Origin of the sequence: Gordonia sp. 135 (genome assembly GCF_009720185.1) — a bacterium.
Lineage (GTDB): Bacteria > Actinomycetota > Actinomycetes > Mycobacteriales > Mycobacteriaceae > Gordonia > Gordonia alkanivorans.
The window spans coordinates 2,531,519-2,548,821 of the sequence record NZ_CP046257.1 but is presented as its reverse complement, the minus strand read 5'-3'; the positions used below and the strand labels follow the sequence as shown (position 1 = coordinate 2,548,821).

General features: G+C 61.6%; 7 protein-coding genes and 5 pseudogenes. 6 read left to right on the top strand and 6 right to left on the bottom strand.

Annotated elements, in window-relative coordinates:
* Positions 1-8 precede the first annotated feature (8 nt).
* The 3 genes and pseudogenes from GKZ92_RS11465 to istA all read right to left on the bottom strand — a co-directional run bounded on the left by GKZ92_RS11465 (position 9) and on the right by istA (position 5,675).
* Positions 9-2,996 carry a hypothetical protein gene (locus GKZ92_RS11465; protein ID WP_155225283.1) on the bottom strand — a complete coding sequence of 996 codons (2,988 nt, stop codon included), beginning with the start codon at positions 2,994-2,996 and terminating at the stop codon, positions 9-11.
* A gap of 386 nt (positions 2,997-3,382) precedes the next feature.
* Positions 3,383-4,173, bottom strand: a pseudogene (gene istB, locus GKZ92_RS11460) (IS21-like element helper ATPase IstB).
* A pseudogene (gene istA, locus GKZ92_RS11455) lies at positions 4,170-5,675 on the bottom strand (IS21 family transposase). Before istA ends, istB (GKZ92_RS11460) begins: the two co-directional pseudogenes overlap by 4 nt.
* A 496-nt stretch (positions 5,676-6,171) precedes the next feature.
* On the opposite strand from istA, the pseudogene GKZ92_RS11450 reads away from it, so the two are divergent.
* The 3 pseudogenes from GKZ92_RS11450 (at position 6,172) to GKZ92_RS11440 (ending at position 9,545) form a co-directional block, all read left to right on the top strand.
* Positions 6,172-7,469, top strand: a pseudogene (locus GKZ92_RS11450) (IS21/IS408/IS1162 family transposase).
* A gap of 60 nt (positions 7,470-7,529) precedes the next feature.
* Positions 7,530-8,238, top strand: a pseudogene (gene istB / locus GKZ92_RS11445) (IS21-like element helper ATPase IstB).
* A gap of 67 nt (positions 8,239-8,305) precedes the next feature.
* Positions 8,306-9,545 (top strand): annotated as a pseudogene (locus GKZ92_RS11440) (IS256 family transposase).
* Between the two features lie 441 nt (positions 9,546-9,986).
* Here the strand turns inward: GKZ92_RS11440 and GKZ92_RS11435 are convergent.
* Positions 9,987-11,315 (bottom strand): DNA cytosine methyltransferase, encoded by a 1,329-nt coding sequence (locus tag GKZ92_RS11435; protein WP_230461792.1) that lies wholly within the window; start codon positions 11,313-11,315, stop codon positions 9,987-9,989.
* Between the two features lie 554 nt (positions 11,316-11,869).
* Positions 11,870-12,565 carry a hypothetical protein gene (locus tag GKZ92_RS11430; protein ID WP_230461791.1) on the bottom strand — a complete coding sequence of 232 codons (696 nt, stop codon included), beginning with the start codon at positions 12,563-12,565 and terminating at the stop codon, positions 11,870-11,872.
* A gap of 116 nt (positions 12,566-12,681) precedes the next feature.
* On the opposite strand from GKZ92_RS11430, the gene GKZ92_RS11425 reads away from it, so the two are divergent.
* The 3 genes from GKZ92_RS11425 (at position 12,682) to GKZ92_RS24000 (ending at position 16,734) form a co-directional block, all read left to right on the top strand.
* Positions 12,682-14,088 (top strand): ParB N-terminal domain-containing protein, encoded by a 1,407-nt coding sequence (locus tag GKZ92_RS11425; RefSeq protein ID WP_155225282.1) that lies wholly within the window; start codon positions 12,682-12,684, stop codon positions 14,086-14,088.
* 164 nt (positions 14,089-14,252) lie between these two features.
* Positions 14,253-15,917, top strand: coding sequence for a DEAD/DEAH box helicase (locus GKZ92_RS11420; protein WP_230461790.1), 1,665 nt, complete (start codon positions 14,253-14,255; stop codon positions 15,915-15,917).
* Positions 15,901-16,734, top strand: a complete 834-nt coding sequence (locus tag GKZ92_RS24000) for a protein NO VEIN domain-containing protein (RefSeq protein ID WP_155225280.1) — start codon at positions 15,901-15,903, stop codon at positions 16,732-16,734. Before GKZ92_RS11420 ends, GKZ92_RS24000 begins: the two co-directional genes overlap by 17 nt.
* Positions 16,735-16,769: 35 nt before the next feature.
* On the opposite strand, the gene GKZ92_RS11410 is transcribed toward GKZ92_RS24000, so the two are convergent.
* Positions 16,770-17,216 carry a very short patch repair endonuclease gene (locus GKZ92_RS11410; RefSeq protein ID WP_155225279.1) on the bottom strand — a complete coding sequence of 149 codons (447 nt, stop codon included), beginning with the start codon at positions 17,214-17,216 and terminating at the stop codon, positions 16,770-16,772.
* Positions 17,217-17,303 lie beyond the last annotated feature (87 nt).

The window sequence follows — 17,303 nt, the reverse complement described above, 5'->3', positions numbered from 1 at the left end:
TCGAAGCCTCACGTAGTCAGGAGTGTTACCAGGAGATCGGCACTTGCTCTGTCGATCGAGGAGTACAGAAGGCACTTACGTTTCGCCTGTGCGATAGTGACCGTCTTTGACGACGGCAGCTTGCCAGCGAAAGCGACCGCTGCGCGTTCGTAGAGGCCCGGGAGTTCACAGCCACGCGGAGTGAGCAGAGACTGGGAACTCTCGAGATAGAAGGCGAACGTTCTACCGGTCGCGTTTGCGGCGAGGTGCTTCGCGAGGTGAACACTCGTCGCTGCCGCGGTTCCCGCCTCCACGTCGGAGCTGCCGCGGTAAAGGTAGAGGTTCTCAAAGCCGCGCTTGAGGCGGTACGCACCCGGGATAGAGATATCGCCGGTTGGCTCCCACGTCGCGGAGCTGAGGTCGAAGCGTTCTGCAGACTCGAAGCCGGGCAACACTGCTCGCTCAAGAGCAGCAGCGACGTCGGAAAGCCGGGGCAGTGCTCGGAGAAGCTCGGCACCAGCATCCGGCGCAGGCGTACCATCCTCAAGGGCGGCGATTGTGTCTAAGTCCTCTGCGCTCGCCGGATTGAGCAGTAGTTCAGTGGGACCGGTCGTCGCGTCAATCTGCTTCAGAACCCGAGGCCCGAACTGTGATGTGACTGCGGACAGCGTGGAACGAGACCACCGCCCGATGAGCCGATATTGGCCCTTGGCCGTCTCTGCAAGACAGGAGGGCGACAGTTCCCACCGGACCGGCCGTCCGCGCTGGTCGCGTTCGACAGCGATATGCCCGAGAGCTTCCATCGTCCGGGTGAAGGTGTCAACAAATAGCGCTGAACCCTCCAGCTGACGCGCGATGCTGTCGAGGGAACCGAACGTTCCTCCTCCGAGGTGGACGAGAGCGTCGAGTGCGGCGTCCCAGTCGACTTTGGCCTCTGCAACTTCCGGCAGATCCGCGACACGGATCTCAGGCGTCGCTGACTCGCCATGCGAGGGTGAAGTCCGTTTCCCACCGTTGCGGGGCAACCAGCCAGGATATCGCTTCACCAGGCCACACGAGGTGCACTCTCCCTCAATGACTTTGGGGGCATCGCCTCCGTACCACGTCGGTAGTTGAATGCGGTGAGCGCCGGTAGCTACGCAGGAGGTAGGGTCGGGTGTTCCGATGCTGACACGGGTGGCCTTGCGGGTCTTGCGTGGTTTGCTCCAGAAGATTTTCTTCGTCGCAACTTCGGTTGCGACAATGCTCGTAGTTCCATCGCAGGCCAGACCGTCAACAACGACTTCGGTGGCCTCTCCCTCTGACGCGGAAAGCACTCCCAAGGGTCTGTCAAGGTTGTACACGAGCCGGGGCGTGCGGTCCCACGTCAGGTCATCGACAGCTTCACCAGAGCGTAGACGTACCGAGATCTGTTGAGTGGGTGTCTGTTTGGTCCCGGTAAAGAGTGACACCTGGTAGTCCCCGTCGGTAAGTCCTAGACCGGACAGGGGAGCCACGAGGGAACCTGTATTAGATACCCAGGTCTTCAGCGGAGTGTTCGCCTCGCTCTCGGCGATCGTGACCCGAAGATCTGTCTCACTCTGGACAGTCGCGCGCAGCTCAGGCGGACTGACCGTCGACCATTTGCGGATTCGCGACGGGATCTGCAGGCCTGCGGCGACTGTGAGCTGGTTCCTTGCGAGCGGTATCAGCTCGTTGAAACGGGTGGATGCGGGAGCAGTAAACAGCTGGACACCGCTGAACAACGACCAGCCATCGGGCAGCCCCGCGAACGACGTGACCATCTCGAAGCCAGGTCGGGCACACGTATCTAGGACGCGCTGCACTTCCTCGACTGCGCCGCTGGCGAGTTTGGTAGTTCCGGTCGTTCGAACCAGGATGATGGAATCGACGCCCAACTGCAGACGCTCTGCCTGCACATATGCGGACTGAAGGTCGTCGTAGATAAGCGGAACGACGTTTCGCGGATACCGCTTGTACTCCAGGCTGTCGTTGGTCTCCGAGTGTCGTATTCGGACCAGCCCCTCGAGCATTGAGCCGAAGTCGATTTCTTCTGTGTAGCTGGTCCGCCATAGGCCGGCAGTACCAGGTGTGAAGCCGATTGCTGTCCACTTCCCTGAGGTCTCCAGAACCTCCATGTGGCCGTCCATGCTGTCGCCGATAGGGCGAAGGCCAAGCGATAGGTCGAGCGATGAACCAAGGAAGCCGTTCCGCAAGTTGGCGACAAGCAACGCGCGGGCGGAACTGACGACCGTGGCTGAATCCAGTTGTGCACCATCCCAGTTCGCGAGCTCGACTGCGGCGACGGTAGCGATTCGCTCGTGAGAATCGGTGCGTTTCCATAAGCGGCGTAGGTTGCCCGTCGCGGTGGACGAATCAGACGTCAGCCACATCCCGAGGTACGGTGTGAGATCTTCAGGGGCGAGGCGCATTCCGGGACTCAGCCCGTACTGGGCGAACATTGATGGGAACCGGCGCCTGTCAGCGTCCCGGACCAGGGCCTGAGACATGGGTAGCCCGACGTACCTGTGCGTGAGTGCAAACGCGGTTGGTACCCCACGTTCGCCCTCGAGGTTCTCAAGCCACTTGTTGACGCGCTTCCATAGGAACTCCGCGTACTGAGGATAATGCCTCCGAAGCGCCGAATCGTTGTCGTCGAGTCCTAGGAGCCGTGCAAGCCGGGCGTAGTACGCGTGGGAGGCTAGGCCGCTTTCGGTATTGCCCATTTCCTCTGCAGCGATCACAGTTACTGCGAGAAAAGCGAGACAAGGCGGCTCGTCCATCGACTGCAAGCGCCAGCTGCGTGTCTTCGCAGCGATTGTCTTCAGCGAAAAGACGCCATCGCGATCTACTGTGACCGCCTTGACAACTTCAGCAAGGGCAGTGCGGGAAGATGACGACGTTTCTTGGGCCGCGATCGCGATCTGATCGATGAGATCCTGCTCGAGATCCATGTAGGCCGGCACAGCCTCGTCAGTCTCGGGGTAGATCACCTCCGCGACCGCGGCGTTCCACACCAGGTAACGCTGCCAGCGCTCTGCCGGAGTGCCTTTTGGCCTCCATGTATCAGTACTGTGCTTTGGTTCGTTAGCCAGGCGCAATTGATGTCCTTACCGACCGAGTATCTGTTTCGATGACACTAGCGAAGGGCTGTGACAGCGGACCGAACCTTAGTATGAGGTGAGGCATATCACGGTCTGGTCTTCGGCTCAGAGTACTTCGGTCGTCTCGCGGGCGAGATGGCAGTGCGCGTGCAGTCCGATTCTCATGTCGGAGCCAAGCATCACAATCAACTGTCCTCCGCAGCTTTGCACGCGGGCGGGCGGTAGTACAGTAATGTCAACGGCCAGTTTGATGTCCCCGCTGGTGGCCAGGTGAAAGTCCCCACCCTGTGCGGGATGTTCTAGGTGGGTGGCACCTCCGTTCGGTGTGTCATGCGGTAGGAGTCGCCGTCGGTGATGACGATGGTGGCGTGGTGCAGTAGCCGGTCGAGGATGCTGGCGGCGGTGGTGGCGTGTTCGGGCAGGAAGCGTCCCCATTGTTCGAAGGGCCAGTGACTGGCGATCGCGAGGGAGCGGCGTTCGTAGGCGCCGGCGACGAGCCGGAACAGTAGTTGGGTGCCGGTGTCGTCGAGCGGGGCGAATCCGATCTCGTCGAGGTTGAGTAGATCCTGACGCAGTAGGGTGTCGATGGTTTTGCCGACGGTGTTGTCAGCCTGCCCGCGATACAGGGTTTCTACGAGGTCGGCGGCGGTGAAGTACCGCACCTTGTGCCCGGCGTGCACTGCGGCGATCCCCAGCCCGATCAGGGTGTGACTCTTACCGGTCCCGGCGGGGCCGATCAAGGCCAGGTTGTGTTGGGCCCGAACCCATTCCAGCGACGACAGGTATTCGAAGGTGTTGGCTGGGATGGAGGGTGCGGTCAGGTCGAAAGATTCCAAGGTTTTGGTGACCGGGAACCCGGCAGCTTTGAGCCGGTTGCGGATGTTGGAGGCATCACGGGCGGCGATCTCGGCTTCGACCAGGGTTCGCAGCACTTCCTCGGGTGTCCATCGCTGAGTTTTCGCGGTGAGGAGTACCTCGGGTGCGCTGCGGCGGATCGAGGCCAATTTCAATCGGCGTAGCGCTTGGTCGAGGTCGGCAGGCAACGGCGGACAGATTGGGGTGCAACTGGTTTCGATGTTGTGGTGGTCATGACACCTCCTTATCGTCGGCGCCGAGCTTGTAGGCATCCAGCGAGCGGGTGGGCGCGGTAGGCAGGTGACCCAACAGTGCTGCGCCGGCCGGTCGCGGGTCGGGGGTGCCGGCTCCGGCATCGAGGATCGAGCGCACATCGGCGGCCTTGAACCGCCGGAACGCCACCGCCCTGGTCACAGCGGTGAGCACCTGTTCGCGGCCGTGGGAGGTGACGAGTCCGAGGATGTCGTCGAGTTCACGGGCCAGGCGGGTGTTATCGATCGCCGCGGCACCGACCAGGAACCGCTCCGCAACCTCACCGAGATCGCAGAACTGTTTTTCGGCCGCAGTTTTGGGTCGTGGCGCCCGACTGGGCGGTGTGCGTGGCCCCCCCGTAGTGGGCATCGTCGAGGACGACCTCTCCGGGTGCGGCCAACACATGCTCGGCGACCACCTCGCCCGAGGCGGGTTCGGCTAGCAGCCGCGCACCGTCCTGGATGAGGGTCACGGTGGTGCCGATGAGCCGGTTGGGTACCGAGTAACGGGCCGAGGCGTACCGAATACGGGAGAGGCGGTCGACCTTACGGGTGACCGGCGGTGGACCGACCTAAGCACGCAGAGATGGCAACGCGCTCAGTATGGTTCGTTCGATCGCGAGTTGCTCGGCGGGAACGCAAGTGTGTCGCTGTGGCGGCGGGTGTTGACCTCAACGCACCAATCCCGCGCGCCAGGTTCGCCGTATGCACATCCAGCTGCACGTCGTCACGACCAGCGGCGATCTTGGCTTCGGTCCACAACGGTTGCGCCAGATCTGACTGCGCGTACCCGCAGAGGTTCTCCACGATCCCTTTCGATTCCGGATCGCACCGTGACAGAAGTCTGGGGCGAATCCGTAGTGGGTGGCAAACCGCACATGCGCCGGGGTGGGTACGACGACGTTGGCGACGACTCCACCTTTGAGGCAGCCCATCCGATCAGCGAGTACCTTGTTGGGCACTCCGCCGATCTCATCGAAGGCTTCGGCGATGAATCCGAGTGTGGTGGTGGATGTTTCGTTGGTGGCGAACCGAACGAACCGCCAGCGTGAGAACGCCAGCACCGCGCAGAACATGTGCAGGCCGCCGATCACGGCCCAATCGATGACCAGGTAGTCACCCGGAGCCCACACTGCCGGGCGGCGGCCGCGATGGTGATCGCGGCGCCACTGTGTCTTCGCGGTGGGGACCAGACGACGGAAGTTGCGGGCCGAGCCTGCATAGCCCGCCGCTCGCGCTACCGGCAGCAGTCGTTTGGCGGTGATCCGGCCGTGTGATCGCTCGACGCGCTCTGCCACCAGTTCGGCGACGGCGTCGTAGTTGCGGGCCCGTTCCTTACGATCTGGTGGCTGATCATCGCCTCGAACCGGTCGACCACACGTTTGACGGTCTTGTGGGTGGTGCCGCACACCTCGGCTGCGGCGCGATAGCTTCCGAGTTCTCGGTAAGCAGAAATGATGTCCATACGGTCCTTCGCAGACTTCAATGGAACTCCCGGGCGGTGATGGTGATCGGTTGGCACCTTCACCGTCATCGCCTGGGCGCTCAGTTCCGGGTCGACACTACGAACACAGGGTGGGGACTTTTACCTGGCCACCAGCGGGGACCTCGACCTGGCCACCAGTGGGGACTCTCTCATGGCCATGGACACAGCACCGACGCTGATCTCGGTTCTGTATCCACCTAAGTCAGTAGCCCAGAACATCTCGAGGTAGCCCATGTTGAGGGTCACCAGACGATGTTTCGACCATCCCGGCAAGCACGTCAGACGGGTAAGTCCCCTGGTGTGGTGGGGTTTCAGGGCTGAGGTGAGGCCGTCACGTTGCGTGTCGGTGCCACTGTTGAGGCGGGCCATCGCGTAGTGGTCAGGGAGTTACCTACCAAGTGACTCAACAGAAGGACACACGACGCGATGTTGACGGCGCCTGAAAACTGACCCCTTGACGACGGGTGAATTTTGACCCCCCCGTCTTGTTAGGAGGGTGATTTCAGTGGAGCAGTGTGCGGAGATCCGCCGTTTGCATCGCAGTGAGGGTGTGCCGATCAAGGAGATCGCGCGCCGGTTGGGGGTGGCCCGTAACACGGTGCGGCGGCGTTGGCCTCAGACACGGCGCCGAAGTACTCATGACCGGCGAAGGGCTCGGTGGTCGATGCTTTCGAACCGCAGATCCGGGCGTTGTTGCGGGAGTATCCGACGATGCCGACGACGGTGATCGCGGAGCAGATCTAGTGGACGAGGTCGTTGACTGTCCTCAGAGACCGGGTCCGGGCGATTCGTTCGGAGTTTCGTGGGGTAGATCCGGTCAATCGGGTGATCTATCAGCCCGGCGGCTGCTCGCAGTGGGATCTGTGGTTCCCGACTACCGAATCCCAGTGGGCCACAATCAGTTCGCCATTTTGCTGGTGTTGGCGATGACGTTAGCGTTCTCCCAGATACCGGTCGGCGGTGATGATCCCGTCGCGCCAGGGCGGAGACATCCTGACGGGGATGTGGCTGCTGCTGCCGCAACTGGGCGGGGTGACCCGCAAGCTGGTGTGGGACCGTGAAGCCGCGATCGGCCCCAAGGGCAAGCCCACCGGGCTGGCGGCAAGATTCGTGGGCACCTTGGGTACTCGGCTGGAGCTGGCGCCACCGGGAGACCCCGAGTACAAGGGCATGGTCGAACGCAACAACCGATTCTTCGAGACCTCGTTCCTGCCGGGCCGCCAGTTCGCCTCACCGGACGATTTCACCGCCCAGTTCGATCGGTGGCTGGCCGATCATGCCAACACCCGAGTGGTGCGCGCGATCGGTGATCGACGCCTGTGTGATGTGCTCGCCGAGGACCTCGATCAGATGGCCGGGCTTCCCCCGAGCGCACCTCATATCGGGTTGAGTAGCCGGGTGCGGCTCGGTCGCGACTACTACGTACGTGTGGCCGGCAATGACTATTCGGTGCACCCGTCGGTGATCGGTCGCTTCGTCGACATCACCGCCGACCTGCAGCAGGTGCGTATCCAGTGCGGTGAGGTCACCGTCGCCGACCACGCTCGCAGCTGGGCCAACCACGTCACCATCGCTAATCCTCAGCACGTGCGGGCAGCCAAAGAACTGCGCCGCGACTACCGCCGCCAAGAACTCCTCCACCGGGCCCGAAACGCCGCCCGCATCCGCGCCCACCCCGACGGCCACGAGGTACCCATCCGGGCGCTACCGGACTACGACGAGCTGTTCGGGGTGCACTTTGCTACCCCGCAAGGTACTCACCCGCCCACCACGTCCACTATCGCTGAAAGGTGAAATATCATGTCCGACAACCAGACAGGTAAATAGATCGAGTTCGCGGCGCGGGCGTTGAAGATGCCGGCGATCCGCCGCTGCTGGGCCGAGTTGGCCGAGCGGCCCGCTCCGACAACTGGACCCACGAGCAGAACCTCGCCGCGATCCTTGACCGTCAGGTCAGTGAACGCGAAGCCAACGGCGCCGTGCTACGGATTAGTGGCGCTCGTTTCCCTGCGGTCAAGACACTCGAGGACTTCAACTTCGACCACCTTCCAGGATTGCGTCGCGATGTGATCGCCCACCCGGCCACCAGCACCTGGATCGCCAAGAGCGACAACGTGATCCTTTCTCGGACCACCTGGAGTGGGAAAACCCACCTCGCGATCGCGCTCGGGATCAAAGCCGTGCGCAACGCCTACCCCGTGCTCTTCGACACCGCCACCGGATGGGCCACCCGCCTGACCTAGGCACACACCACCGGCCGCCTGGCCTCCGAACTCAAACGGCTACGGCGCTACCGGCTGATCATTATCGACGAGATCGGCTACCTGCCGTTCGACTCCGATACCGCAACCTGTTCTTCCAACTCGTTGCCAACCGCTACGAACAAGGCTCGATCCTGATCACCTCGAACATGCCATTCGGCCGCTGGGGCGAAGTCTTCGCCGACGATGTCGTCGCCGCCGCACTCACCGACCGCCTCGTCCACCACGCCGAGGTCATCACCATCGACGGCGACTCCTACCGCACCAAAACCCGACGACAACTCGTCAACGCCGACCAATAACCACACCAAAGGGGGTCAAATTTCAACCGTCGATAAGGGGTCAGTTTTCGGCCGCCGTTGACACGCGATGTCCCACGACGATTCTGGCTTGCTCGCCCAGCTCGACGCACTTACGTCCGCTGATTCCGGGGCCGTGTTCGCCGAACTGATCCGAGCTGGCCTACAAGCCCTGATCGAGGCCGAGGCCAGCGAGAAAATCGATGCCGGCCGTTATGAGCGTCCCGCGGAACGCTCGACTCACCGTAACGGCCACCGCACCAAGACAGTGTCGACGACCTCGGGTGATGTCGAGGTCAAGATCCCCAAGCTACGATCCGGGTCGTCCTTCCCGAGCCTGCTCGAACGATGCCGCCGTATCGACAAGGCCCTGCACGCAGTGGTGATGGAGGCCTACGTTCACGGAGTGTCCACGCGCTCGGTCGATGACCTCGTCAACGCCCTTGGCGTGTCCTCGGGCATTTCCAAGTCCGAGGTCTCCCGCATCTGCGCCGGCCTCGACCACGAAGTGGCCGCGTTCCGCGAGCGCTCGCTGGCCCACACCGAGTTTCCGTACGTGTTCGCCGATGCGACTTTCTGCGAGGTTCGCGTCGGTGCCCACGTGGTGTCGCAAGCGTTGGTCGTGGCGACGGGAGTGTCGATCGACGGCACCCGTGAAGTGTTGGGTACCGCAGTCGGCGACTCGGAGTCCTTCGAGTTCTGGCGTGAATTCCTCACCTCCCTCAAAAGCGCGGGGTCTGTCTGGGGTGCATCTGGTCATCTCCGATGCCCACGCCGGATTGAAATCCGCTGTGGCCCAACAGTTCACCGGCTCATCGTGGCAGCGATGCCGAGTTCACTTCATGCGGAACCTGCACGGTGCGGTATCAGCAAAACAGGCACCCGTGGTCACCGCGGCGGTCAAGACCATCTTCGCTCACACCGAGCCCGCCGAGGTCGCCGCGCAGTGGGACCAGGTCGCCGACACCCTGGAATCGTCGTTCCCGAAGGTCGCGGCAATGATGGCCGATGCCAAACCCGACGTGCTCGCGTTCACCGCGTTCCCCAAGGCCCACTGGCAGAAGATCTGGTCAAACAATCCCATCGAACGGCTCAACAAAGAAATCAAACGCCGCGCCGATGTCGTCGAGATCTTCCCCAACCCCGCCGCGTTCCTGCGGTTAGCGACCGCGGTCGTGATCGAGGGCCACGACGAGTGGCAAGTCACCCGCCGCTACCTCTCCGACATCAGTATGGCCGAACTTCGCAAGGTAATCGCCGCCAAACACCGCGCTGCCGAAACAGTCGACGAAACACGCCAAATCGCCTAACGTTCACCACGACTCGTTGATCACAACGCGTGGCTCACGCCGGTCTGAAGTCCACCACCCTACGGGGCGCTATCCCGGGTTGTGACCGGGCTTCAGGCAGCCCGCGACCGCTGCCGTTGTAGGACCGACGCTGGTGTCGGCGCCAAACGGGTCTGGTCACCGCCCGGACGTGACCCCGGGATCGAGAGAGCCGACATCGAGCACGAAACTGAAATCGTCTGAAACCCCCGGGTTCGCGACGTCCTGCCCCACATATCTGAGGGCTCCCTCGAGTAGTTACCGGGCATTTTACGTTCCACGAGCGTTGCACCCGCCGGGCACCAAGCGGCGAACGCTTACTCGGGTTCGGTGACCTGTCACGTGGGCTGACTACGCGGCGAACAGGGCTAGGTTGGTTCGGCTAACACCTAGCTGAGTCACATTGAACTCGCTCGCCATACGTCAGCTGATCTTTGAGCGAAGGCTGCTGGTGGCGAATGCTGCGTGGCGGGCGTGGTTCTCCTGGCCGCGGAACGCGCGCCACTCGCCCAGCCGGTAGGTAGGCGTGCCGCCTCGTGCGCGCACGTCGATCTCGAAGTCCCGGCCAAGGAACTCGATTCGGCGCTCGATCTCGTCATCGCTCAGTGAGCGTCCAAGCGCCTTTCGTAAGCCCGCGAGCGAGACGTAGCCGCCGTGCTCCCTCAGCGCGCGATACACCTCGTCGCGATATTGGCTGGTCGCACCGTGATCGCCCCTCGATGTGCCCTCCTTGCGCAGCGCTGTTGCGATTGAAGCCCCGACGGCCCGCGCGACAGGAGGAGGGAAGGCGTTGCCGATCTGGCGATAGATCGCCGTCTTGCGGCGCTTCGGGTCGCCGAAGTCCCACTCGTAGCCGGGTCCGGACCAGCCTTGGATCCGGGCGATCATCTCGTTCGTTAGTTTGGGCACGAAGCTGGCAGGCATGCTGGGTCCGGGAGCGGTGTCCGCGATCCCGAGGCCGTCGACCCCCAGTTTCCGCCACTCTCGCTTCGCGCGAGTCGGTCCGAGGTCGGGGCCACCATGCTTCTTCGATCCGCCCACGATCGTCGGAGCGACACGGTCAGCGCGCTTCGCCCAGACCTCAGCGCCGGGCCATCCGTTCGCGGCCATCAGGTCATAAAGGGCGGCGCCAACCGTCTGGACCGCGGGTGTGGGTTCAGGCCAGGAGAAGTACGGCGCGAACTCCTCACGCAGGGCGACTAGGATGAAGCGCGGCCTCAGCTGCGGGACGCCGAAATCCTTGGCCTCCAGCAGTCGCCAGTCCGCGCAGTACCCGAGCTCGACAAATCGGTCGAGCACGGCCTGGCGGTACCCGGCGAAGCGCGGCATCGATAGCCCCCGGACATTCTCCAGCAGGACAGCATCCGGCTCCATGCGCCCCGCGGCCTCGACTGCCCACGCGAAGAGGTCGCGCTCGTCTGATGACCCGAGCTGCTTGCCCGCGATCGAGAAAGGCGGGCACGGCACGCCCCCGGCGAGCAGCGATGCCCCGCGGTGGTCCTCCGGTTTCCACACTTCGTCGTCGGCGACGTCCCCGACGACGACGGACGGCGACGGCAGCCCTTCTTCGGAGGCAATACGGGTCAGATTGCGTTCGAGTGTCGCTGCCGCGTCGCGGTCCAGCTCGACGGCAAGGGTGTGCCTGAATCCCGCGAGGTGAAGGCCGAGGCTCTGGCCTCCTGCCCCCGCGCAGATCTCTACGGCGGTCAGCTGGGTTGCGCGTGTCTTCCCCTCCATAATGCTGTCCATCATGTCAGGGGCATCCGACAATCCCGGGATGCGCGCCGTGGTTGGGATCGAGGATTGTCACCTCGGACGGCGGGACCCGTACCAGAGGGGGTCGAAGGGGAGGCGTATTTCGAGGGTCGCAGCGCGAGACCCGACGGCCAGAGCGCGACAACTCCTTCCCAGCCGGGTTCCGGGGGCGCGACCTGGCCGGCGACATACTCTGACCGCCGCGACACAGGGAGACCGAGCCGGCGCGCCGATGTGTCGCGTAGAACCTGTCCGGTGATTGCGCCCCCGGGTCCAGTCGCTCCAACTCGCTCGCGACAGTGACGCAAGCGGGATCGCTGGCAAAGTGTGTCTGAGCTCGAGGGACACGGGCGGACGTTACCGTGCTCTAGCTGGCGCCGTGGAGGGGGGCCTGGACCTCTACCTGACCTTATGTCCCCAATGGGAAGTGCCTTCCCACGCCAGTTGCTCGCGCGACGCGTGCTTCATCCGCGATGCTCGTACGGCGACTGCTTCGTCTGCGTGTCATACGGAGGAGGGCGCCAAATACGATCATTAATCGATGTGAACCGCTACTGAAGTCCATCCACCCGGCTGATGACATGCTTCCGTTGTTCTGGAGGCAGTCGAAGGTAAGATGTCCACGCTCGGTCCAGTTCAGTCGTGCCGCGGCGCCCGCGTTTCATCCAGCGAACGAGGCGGCGCAGCTCTGATGGACCAAGATCGCCCGCGGCCGCAATTGCGTCACTCACGCTGACGCTGTCTCGCAGGCTGCCTGCGCGGCACCGCTTGCATTCGGTAACAAATTCGGCGGCCTCAACACCATCTACATCCACAATTTTGCGCCGCGAGACAGCCAAGACCGCCGTAGTGACTTCATCGTCTGGGTAGGGTTCGCCTCCGGCAATTCCACACAAGGTGCACATGAAACCATCACGGGCAAGCACGTTTTGGCGGTCCTTGCTCGAGATGGTCTTCTGCTGCGCTGCTGCGCGACGGGACTTAGTATCCCAGACCGGAACCCCAGCTTTCACGAAACGTTGGTCCTCGCGCAAGAGAGTGGCGTCCTCAGTGTTCGTGTGTACGACCCAACCGTAGTCTCGAAGATCTCGGATACGCCGGTCCACCTGAGACACGCCCGGAAAGGCATCGCGCAGCTGGGTCTTCGTGAAGGTATTACCCTCACCGACAACCTGTAGAAGCCAGAGGGCGCCGCGAACCATCGCGCCTGCCGACAATTCGGGGTCGTCCCAGGTTGGTTGACTCACGTGATTCCTCTCGATAGACCGTTTTGCCCCGCCGGACCGGTATCGCTTTGTCAGACCTGTTTGGAATGATGGCCGCAACCACAGCTCAACATCGACCCGACACAAAGGATCATTACATGTCAGACTTCGGCATCCCGCCTAAGGGTGAGGAGGTCAAGGCGGTCATCGATCAGCGATACAAGCTCGCAATGACCGAGGACGGCGCGAAGGTTACGATCGACTGGCGCGGTGAACAGCGGCACGTCTACGTGATCTCGATGCCAGTCGACATGCTCTATTTCAATCCGGATACTCACCGGATTCGAGCGCAGCGCACACTCGACCCAGAGCGCAATCGTGCGATCGAGGACGATCCGTGGGGCCAGACGGCGCAGCAGTACCTCCATGACTTGTTGCGGCAGCGACCGTCGAATCCTGATCAAGTTGATCCTGAATACACAGCGCTCATGGAGGAACTGGACGACGTAGGTCAACGTGAGCCAGGGATAGTCAGCCCGCATGGGATCCTTGTGGACGGCAATACCAGGGCCGCCGCACTGATCGACCTCGGAGTGCAGAACATCCGGGTTGGTGTTCTACCGGACGACACATCGCGCCAGGACATCAACAATGTTGAGCTATCGCTCCAGCTTCGCAAGGATCGACGACGCGACTACTCGTACATCAATCGGCTGATCGCGATCGACGAGGAGTTGGGACGTGGCCGCTCGGAAGCCGATGTCGCAAAGGACTTCAACATCAAGCTCGCCACGCTCCAGCGTGACCGATGGGTCTATTCCCAGATTCTTGACGCGATCGAACGGAGTAAGTCGGCGGCGGGTGCGTCGCTACGATTGATTGACTTCGAACAGCACCAGGAGAAGTTGCGAGAGCTGCATCGCGACTATTCGAAACTTGCGGTGACAGATCCGGACGCTGCGAAACGTCTGTTCCAGTCACGCCTGGCCATGGTGCTCCTTGACTATCCCAAGACGTCATTGCGGCTCGCGGAAGCTGACTTCCATACGCGGTACCTCGCCACGCGGCTGCCCGAGGAGCTAAAACCCGAGGTGGCGACGGTGCCTGCGGTGTCGGTCCCAGGTATCTCTGGGACATCGCTCCCGAGCCAAAGCACTGACGCTGCGGCCGCTGAAGCTCTGACCAGTCGCCTCCTGCGCGCGAAAGCGATTACTAGCAACGCAGACAAAGGAAGTCCTGAGGAGGTTGCTAAAGCGTCGACCGTCATGAAGCAGGCACGAGAGACGTTCGATGTTGCCGTCAAGATGGCCGGTCAGAACGCGCAGCTCGTCAAGCGGCAGACTGCCGTTCCTGAACGATTGACCGATGCAGCGGATTACGTCACGCAGTGCGCTAACGAGTTCGCCGAGGCGCGAGCGAAGCGGGCGTTAGACGAGGAAGCCTTTGACGATGCGCTTGTCCTGCTCCGCGACAGTCTCATGATCCTCGCTCGGCAAGCTGGTCGAGCATTTCCAACGCCGGGTGAAGGCGTGGCTTGGCTCCTGGAAGCTGCACGGACCACGTAATGGTGACCGATAGACCAAGCCTCTCAATTGGTCTGGCGTCTGAAGTGACGCGTGTGCGTCTTACGGCCCGGCAAGGGCTTGAGAGTGACCTACGTCGCCTCGCGGTTAGGTTCCCCGCTAGCACCCAACCTTCGCCGGGCACAGTTGAGATAGAACTCGACGCCTTGCTCACTAACCTGGAGGCGCTTAGCCACTGGCCACACGCTGCTGAAGGCGAGGTGGTATGGGATGCGCAACTGGAAGCGTTGGTCGTCGATTCGCTACAGGACGCTCGCAGTGTCGCCGATCGGCTGGACTTTCGTGAGGCAAGAGAAGAGCTCGGCCCCGAGGCGGTCAACGATGTACTTGGGCATGAATGGATAGGCAACTTAACGCTGTTTCAGCGCAGGGACATCGCCAAGCTGTTGTCGCTCCGACATGGTGCGAACTTCTCCGTCCCTGGTGCCGGCAAGACGAGAGTCGGACTAGCTGTATTTCAGGCGCTCCGCCAGCAGGACGGCATTCGGCGACTGCTCATCGTGGGTCCAAAGTCGAGTTACGGTGCGTGGCTCGACGAGAACGCTGAATGTCTCGCCCCTGCACTTTCGATGGCCGTCGTCGAGGGTTCGTTGCCCAGTACCGTAGACGCGATCATCGTTAACTACGAACGTCTTCCGAAGCTCGTCAGCGCACTTGGGCGTTGGCTCATGGAATCACCGTCGATGATCATCCTCGACGAGGCGCATCGAATGAAACTCGGGGCTGAAGGCGCTTATGGGGCCGCCTGCCTTGCGCTCGGTCCCCGCGCAAGACGACGGCTGATCCTGACTGGCACCCCTGCCCCAAACGGCGCAAAAGACCTAGAGAACCTCTTCGCATTTGTGTGGCCCGGTACAGGGCGACAGAGCGTGCGGCGAGCGGTCAACAGCGCTGACCTATCCAGTGCTAGCCGCGCTCTCAAACCGTTGTTTACGAGAACCACGAAGAACGAGTTGCAGCTGCCGCCAGTGGAGACAACACTGCGGACCGTCACACTTCCTCCACTACATGCGGAAATCTATAGAGCCTTAGTCGGCCAGTTCTCCGCCCGAGCGAAAGGGAATGAGGGAGATTTCCAAGCACTTGGCCGAATTATGGTTTATATGCTAATGGCGGCGACTAGCCCGGCGTTGCTGTCTGTGGGTGCCACGAAGTACGAGCCACTCGCATATCAGGTGCCACCACTTCCAATCTCGCAACGATCGGCTCTCTATAAACTGATGCAAGATCTCCCGGCATACGAGTTTTCACCAAAGTACCAGGAGGTACTATCTCTAGTTGATGAGAACGCACGGCGCGGGCGAAAAACATTGGTCTGGTCCACATTTATTCGGAGCCTGAATACCCTAGATCGGATTCTATCTCCATACAGTCCAGCGATGGTCCACGGAGGTACCGCAGACCGCGACGAGCAGATTCAGCGCTTTAGATTCGATCCGGATTGCATGGTTCTGCTGTCGAATCCCGCCACACTCGGCGAGGGAATAAGCCTTCATCACGAGTGCCACGATGCTGTCTATGTGGACCGTGACTTTGCTGCTGGGCGCTTTCTTCAGAGCCTCGATCGAATTCACCGACTCGGTCTTCCTGATAGCGTCACAACTCGTATCACCGTACTGGCTTCGGACGGAACAATTGACGAGGTTGTCGCGGCGCGCCTGTCCACGAAACTGGCGTTCATGGGTGGAATTCTTGACGATCCTGCGGTTCAACAGCTCGCAGACTTGGATGAAGAGCCCTCTGTAGCAGGAGGCCTCGACCGCCAAGACATCAATGCCTTACTGGACCATCTAAATGCGCCTTCCTCCTGAGAGTGTCTTGCTCGCAGCAAAGCGCTGGCTCGAGATTCTTCCAACAAGTAGCGGGATTCCACGTGCACAGGCGCTGCTCACTACACACGTCAAATACAGTGACCTGACACCGACGCAATATGCCAGCGCGCTCACGCTCCTGCATGAACTCGAGCTGATCCAGGGCGGGCGGGTCGTTATTCCACCGGGCAGCCGAGTTTTGGGTGCGCTCCTGGAGAGGGCGGCTCCCACCTGGTTCTCGGACGCAGATCAGCTTGTGCGGTCGCCTGACGAATTGCCTTCTGACATCATCTCAGCTGGAAGGGCACTAGGACTCAATGAGGTTGAGGTCTACCACCAGCTCGTCTCAAGTTGGGGCAAGGTGGATACTGCAGCTCGTGAGCGCGTCGGAGCCGCGGGAGAGGCTCAACTTGTCAGGAGTCTCGAATCAGTCCCGGGTAGCCGAGTCGACCATGTCTCGGAATGGTCGGATGGGTTCGGATATGATATTTCGTACTCACACGGAAGAACGTTTGGGCATCTAGAGGTAAAAAGCACAACGCGTGCCGGGCGGTTTACCGCCTATCTATCGCGCCACGAGTACAGTGTTATGAGGCGGGACGACAGGTGGGTTTTCGTTGCGGTCCGCTTAACAGGGGACTTGAATATCTCCGCCGTTGGTTCTGTCTCGAATGAGTGGATCGAAGCGAATGTGCCTCGTGACCAGGGGCCATTCGGTAGCTGGGCTAGCTGTAAACTCGAGATCCCGACTGAAGTTATAGCTTCCCCGCTTCGCGAATTAGGAGAGGCCGTCGCAGATCGACTGCCGACATGGTAAAGACTGATTGAATCGTCGACATCTGCGCCAAAATGCTAAATATCGTGAGGCTCAATGGGTGTGAATCTGCCGACAGATCTTAGGGTGGCTAAGACTTTACTTACGGAGCCGTACAAATCGTCACGAATTTCGGTATCCCATATACGGACGACTTTCCACCCATTTCGAGCGAGTTCTTCGTCGGCCAGACGATCGCGCTGGATGTTGCGAGCTATCTTCTGGCGCCAATAATCTGACGACGCTGTCTCTGGGTTCCAGTGGTCGGGATGGCCATGCCAAAAGACTCCGTCGACGAACACTGCCACCTTCCAACGGGTGAATGCGATGTCCGGCCGACCGGGGAGGTCAGCCTTATGGATGCGATACCCAGTGACCCCCTCATTCCTGAGCGCCGCTCGAAGTGCGAGCTCTGGTTTGGTGTTCTTACTGCGGATTGCAGCCATGTTGCGGGAGCGACCGTCTTTGCTGAGATGATCGACCATGCCAACAGCATGACAAAGATCGAGGAGAGGTGCCGCGCCGGGGGGAGTCAGCTGACAGAACCAGCGTCTCGGTGCGAGCGTCCATCG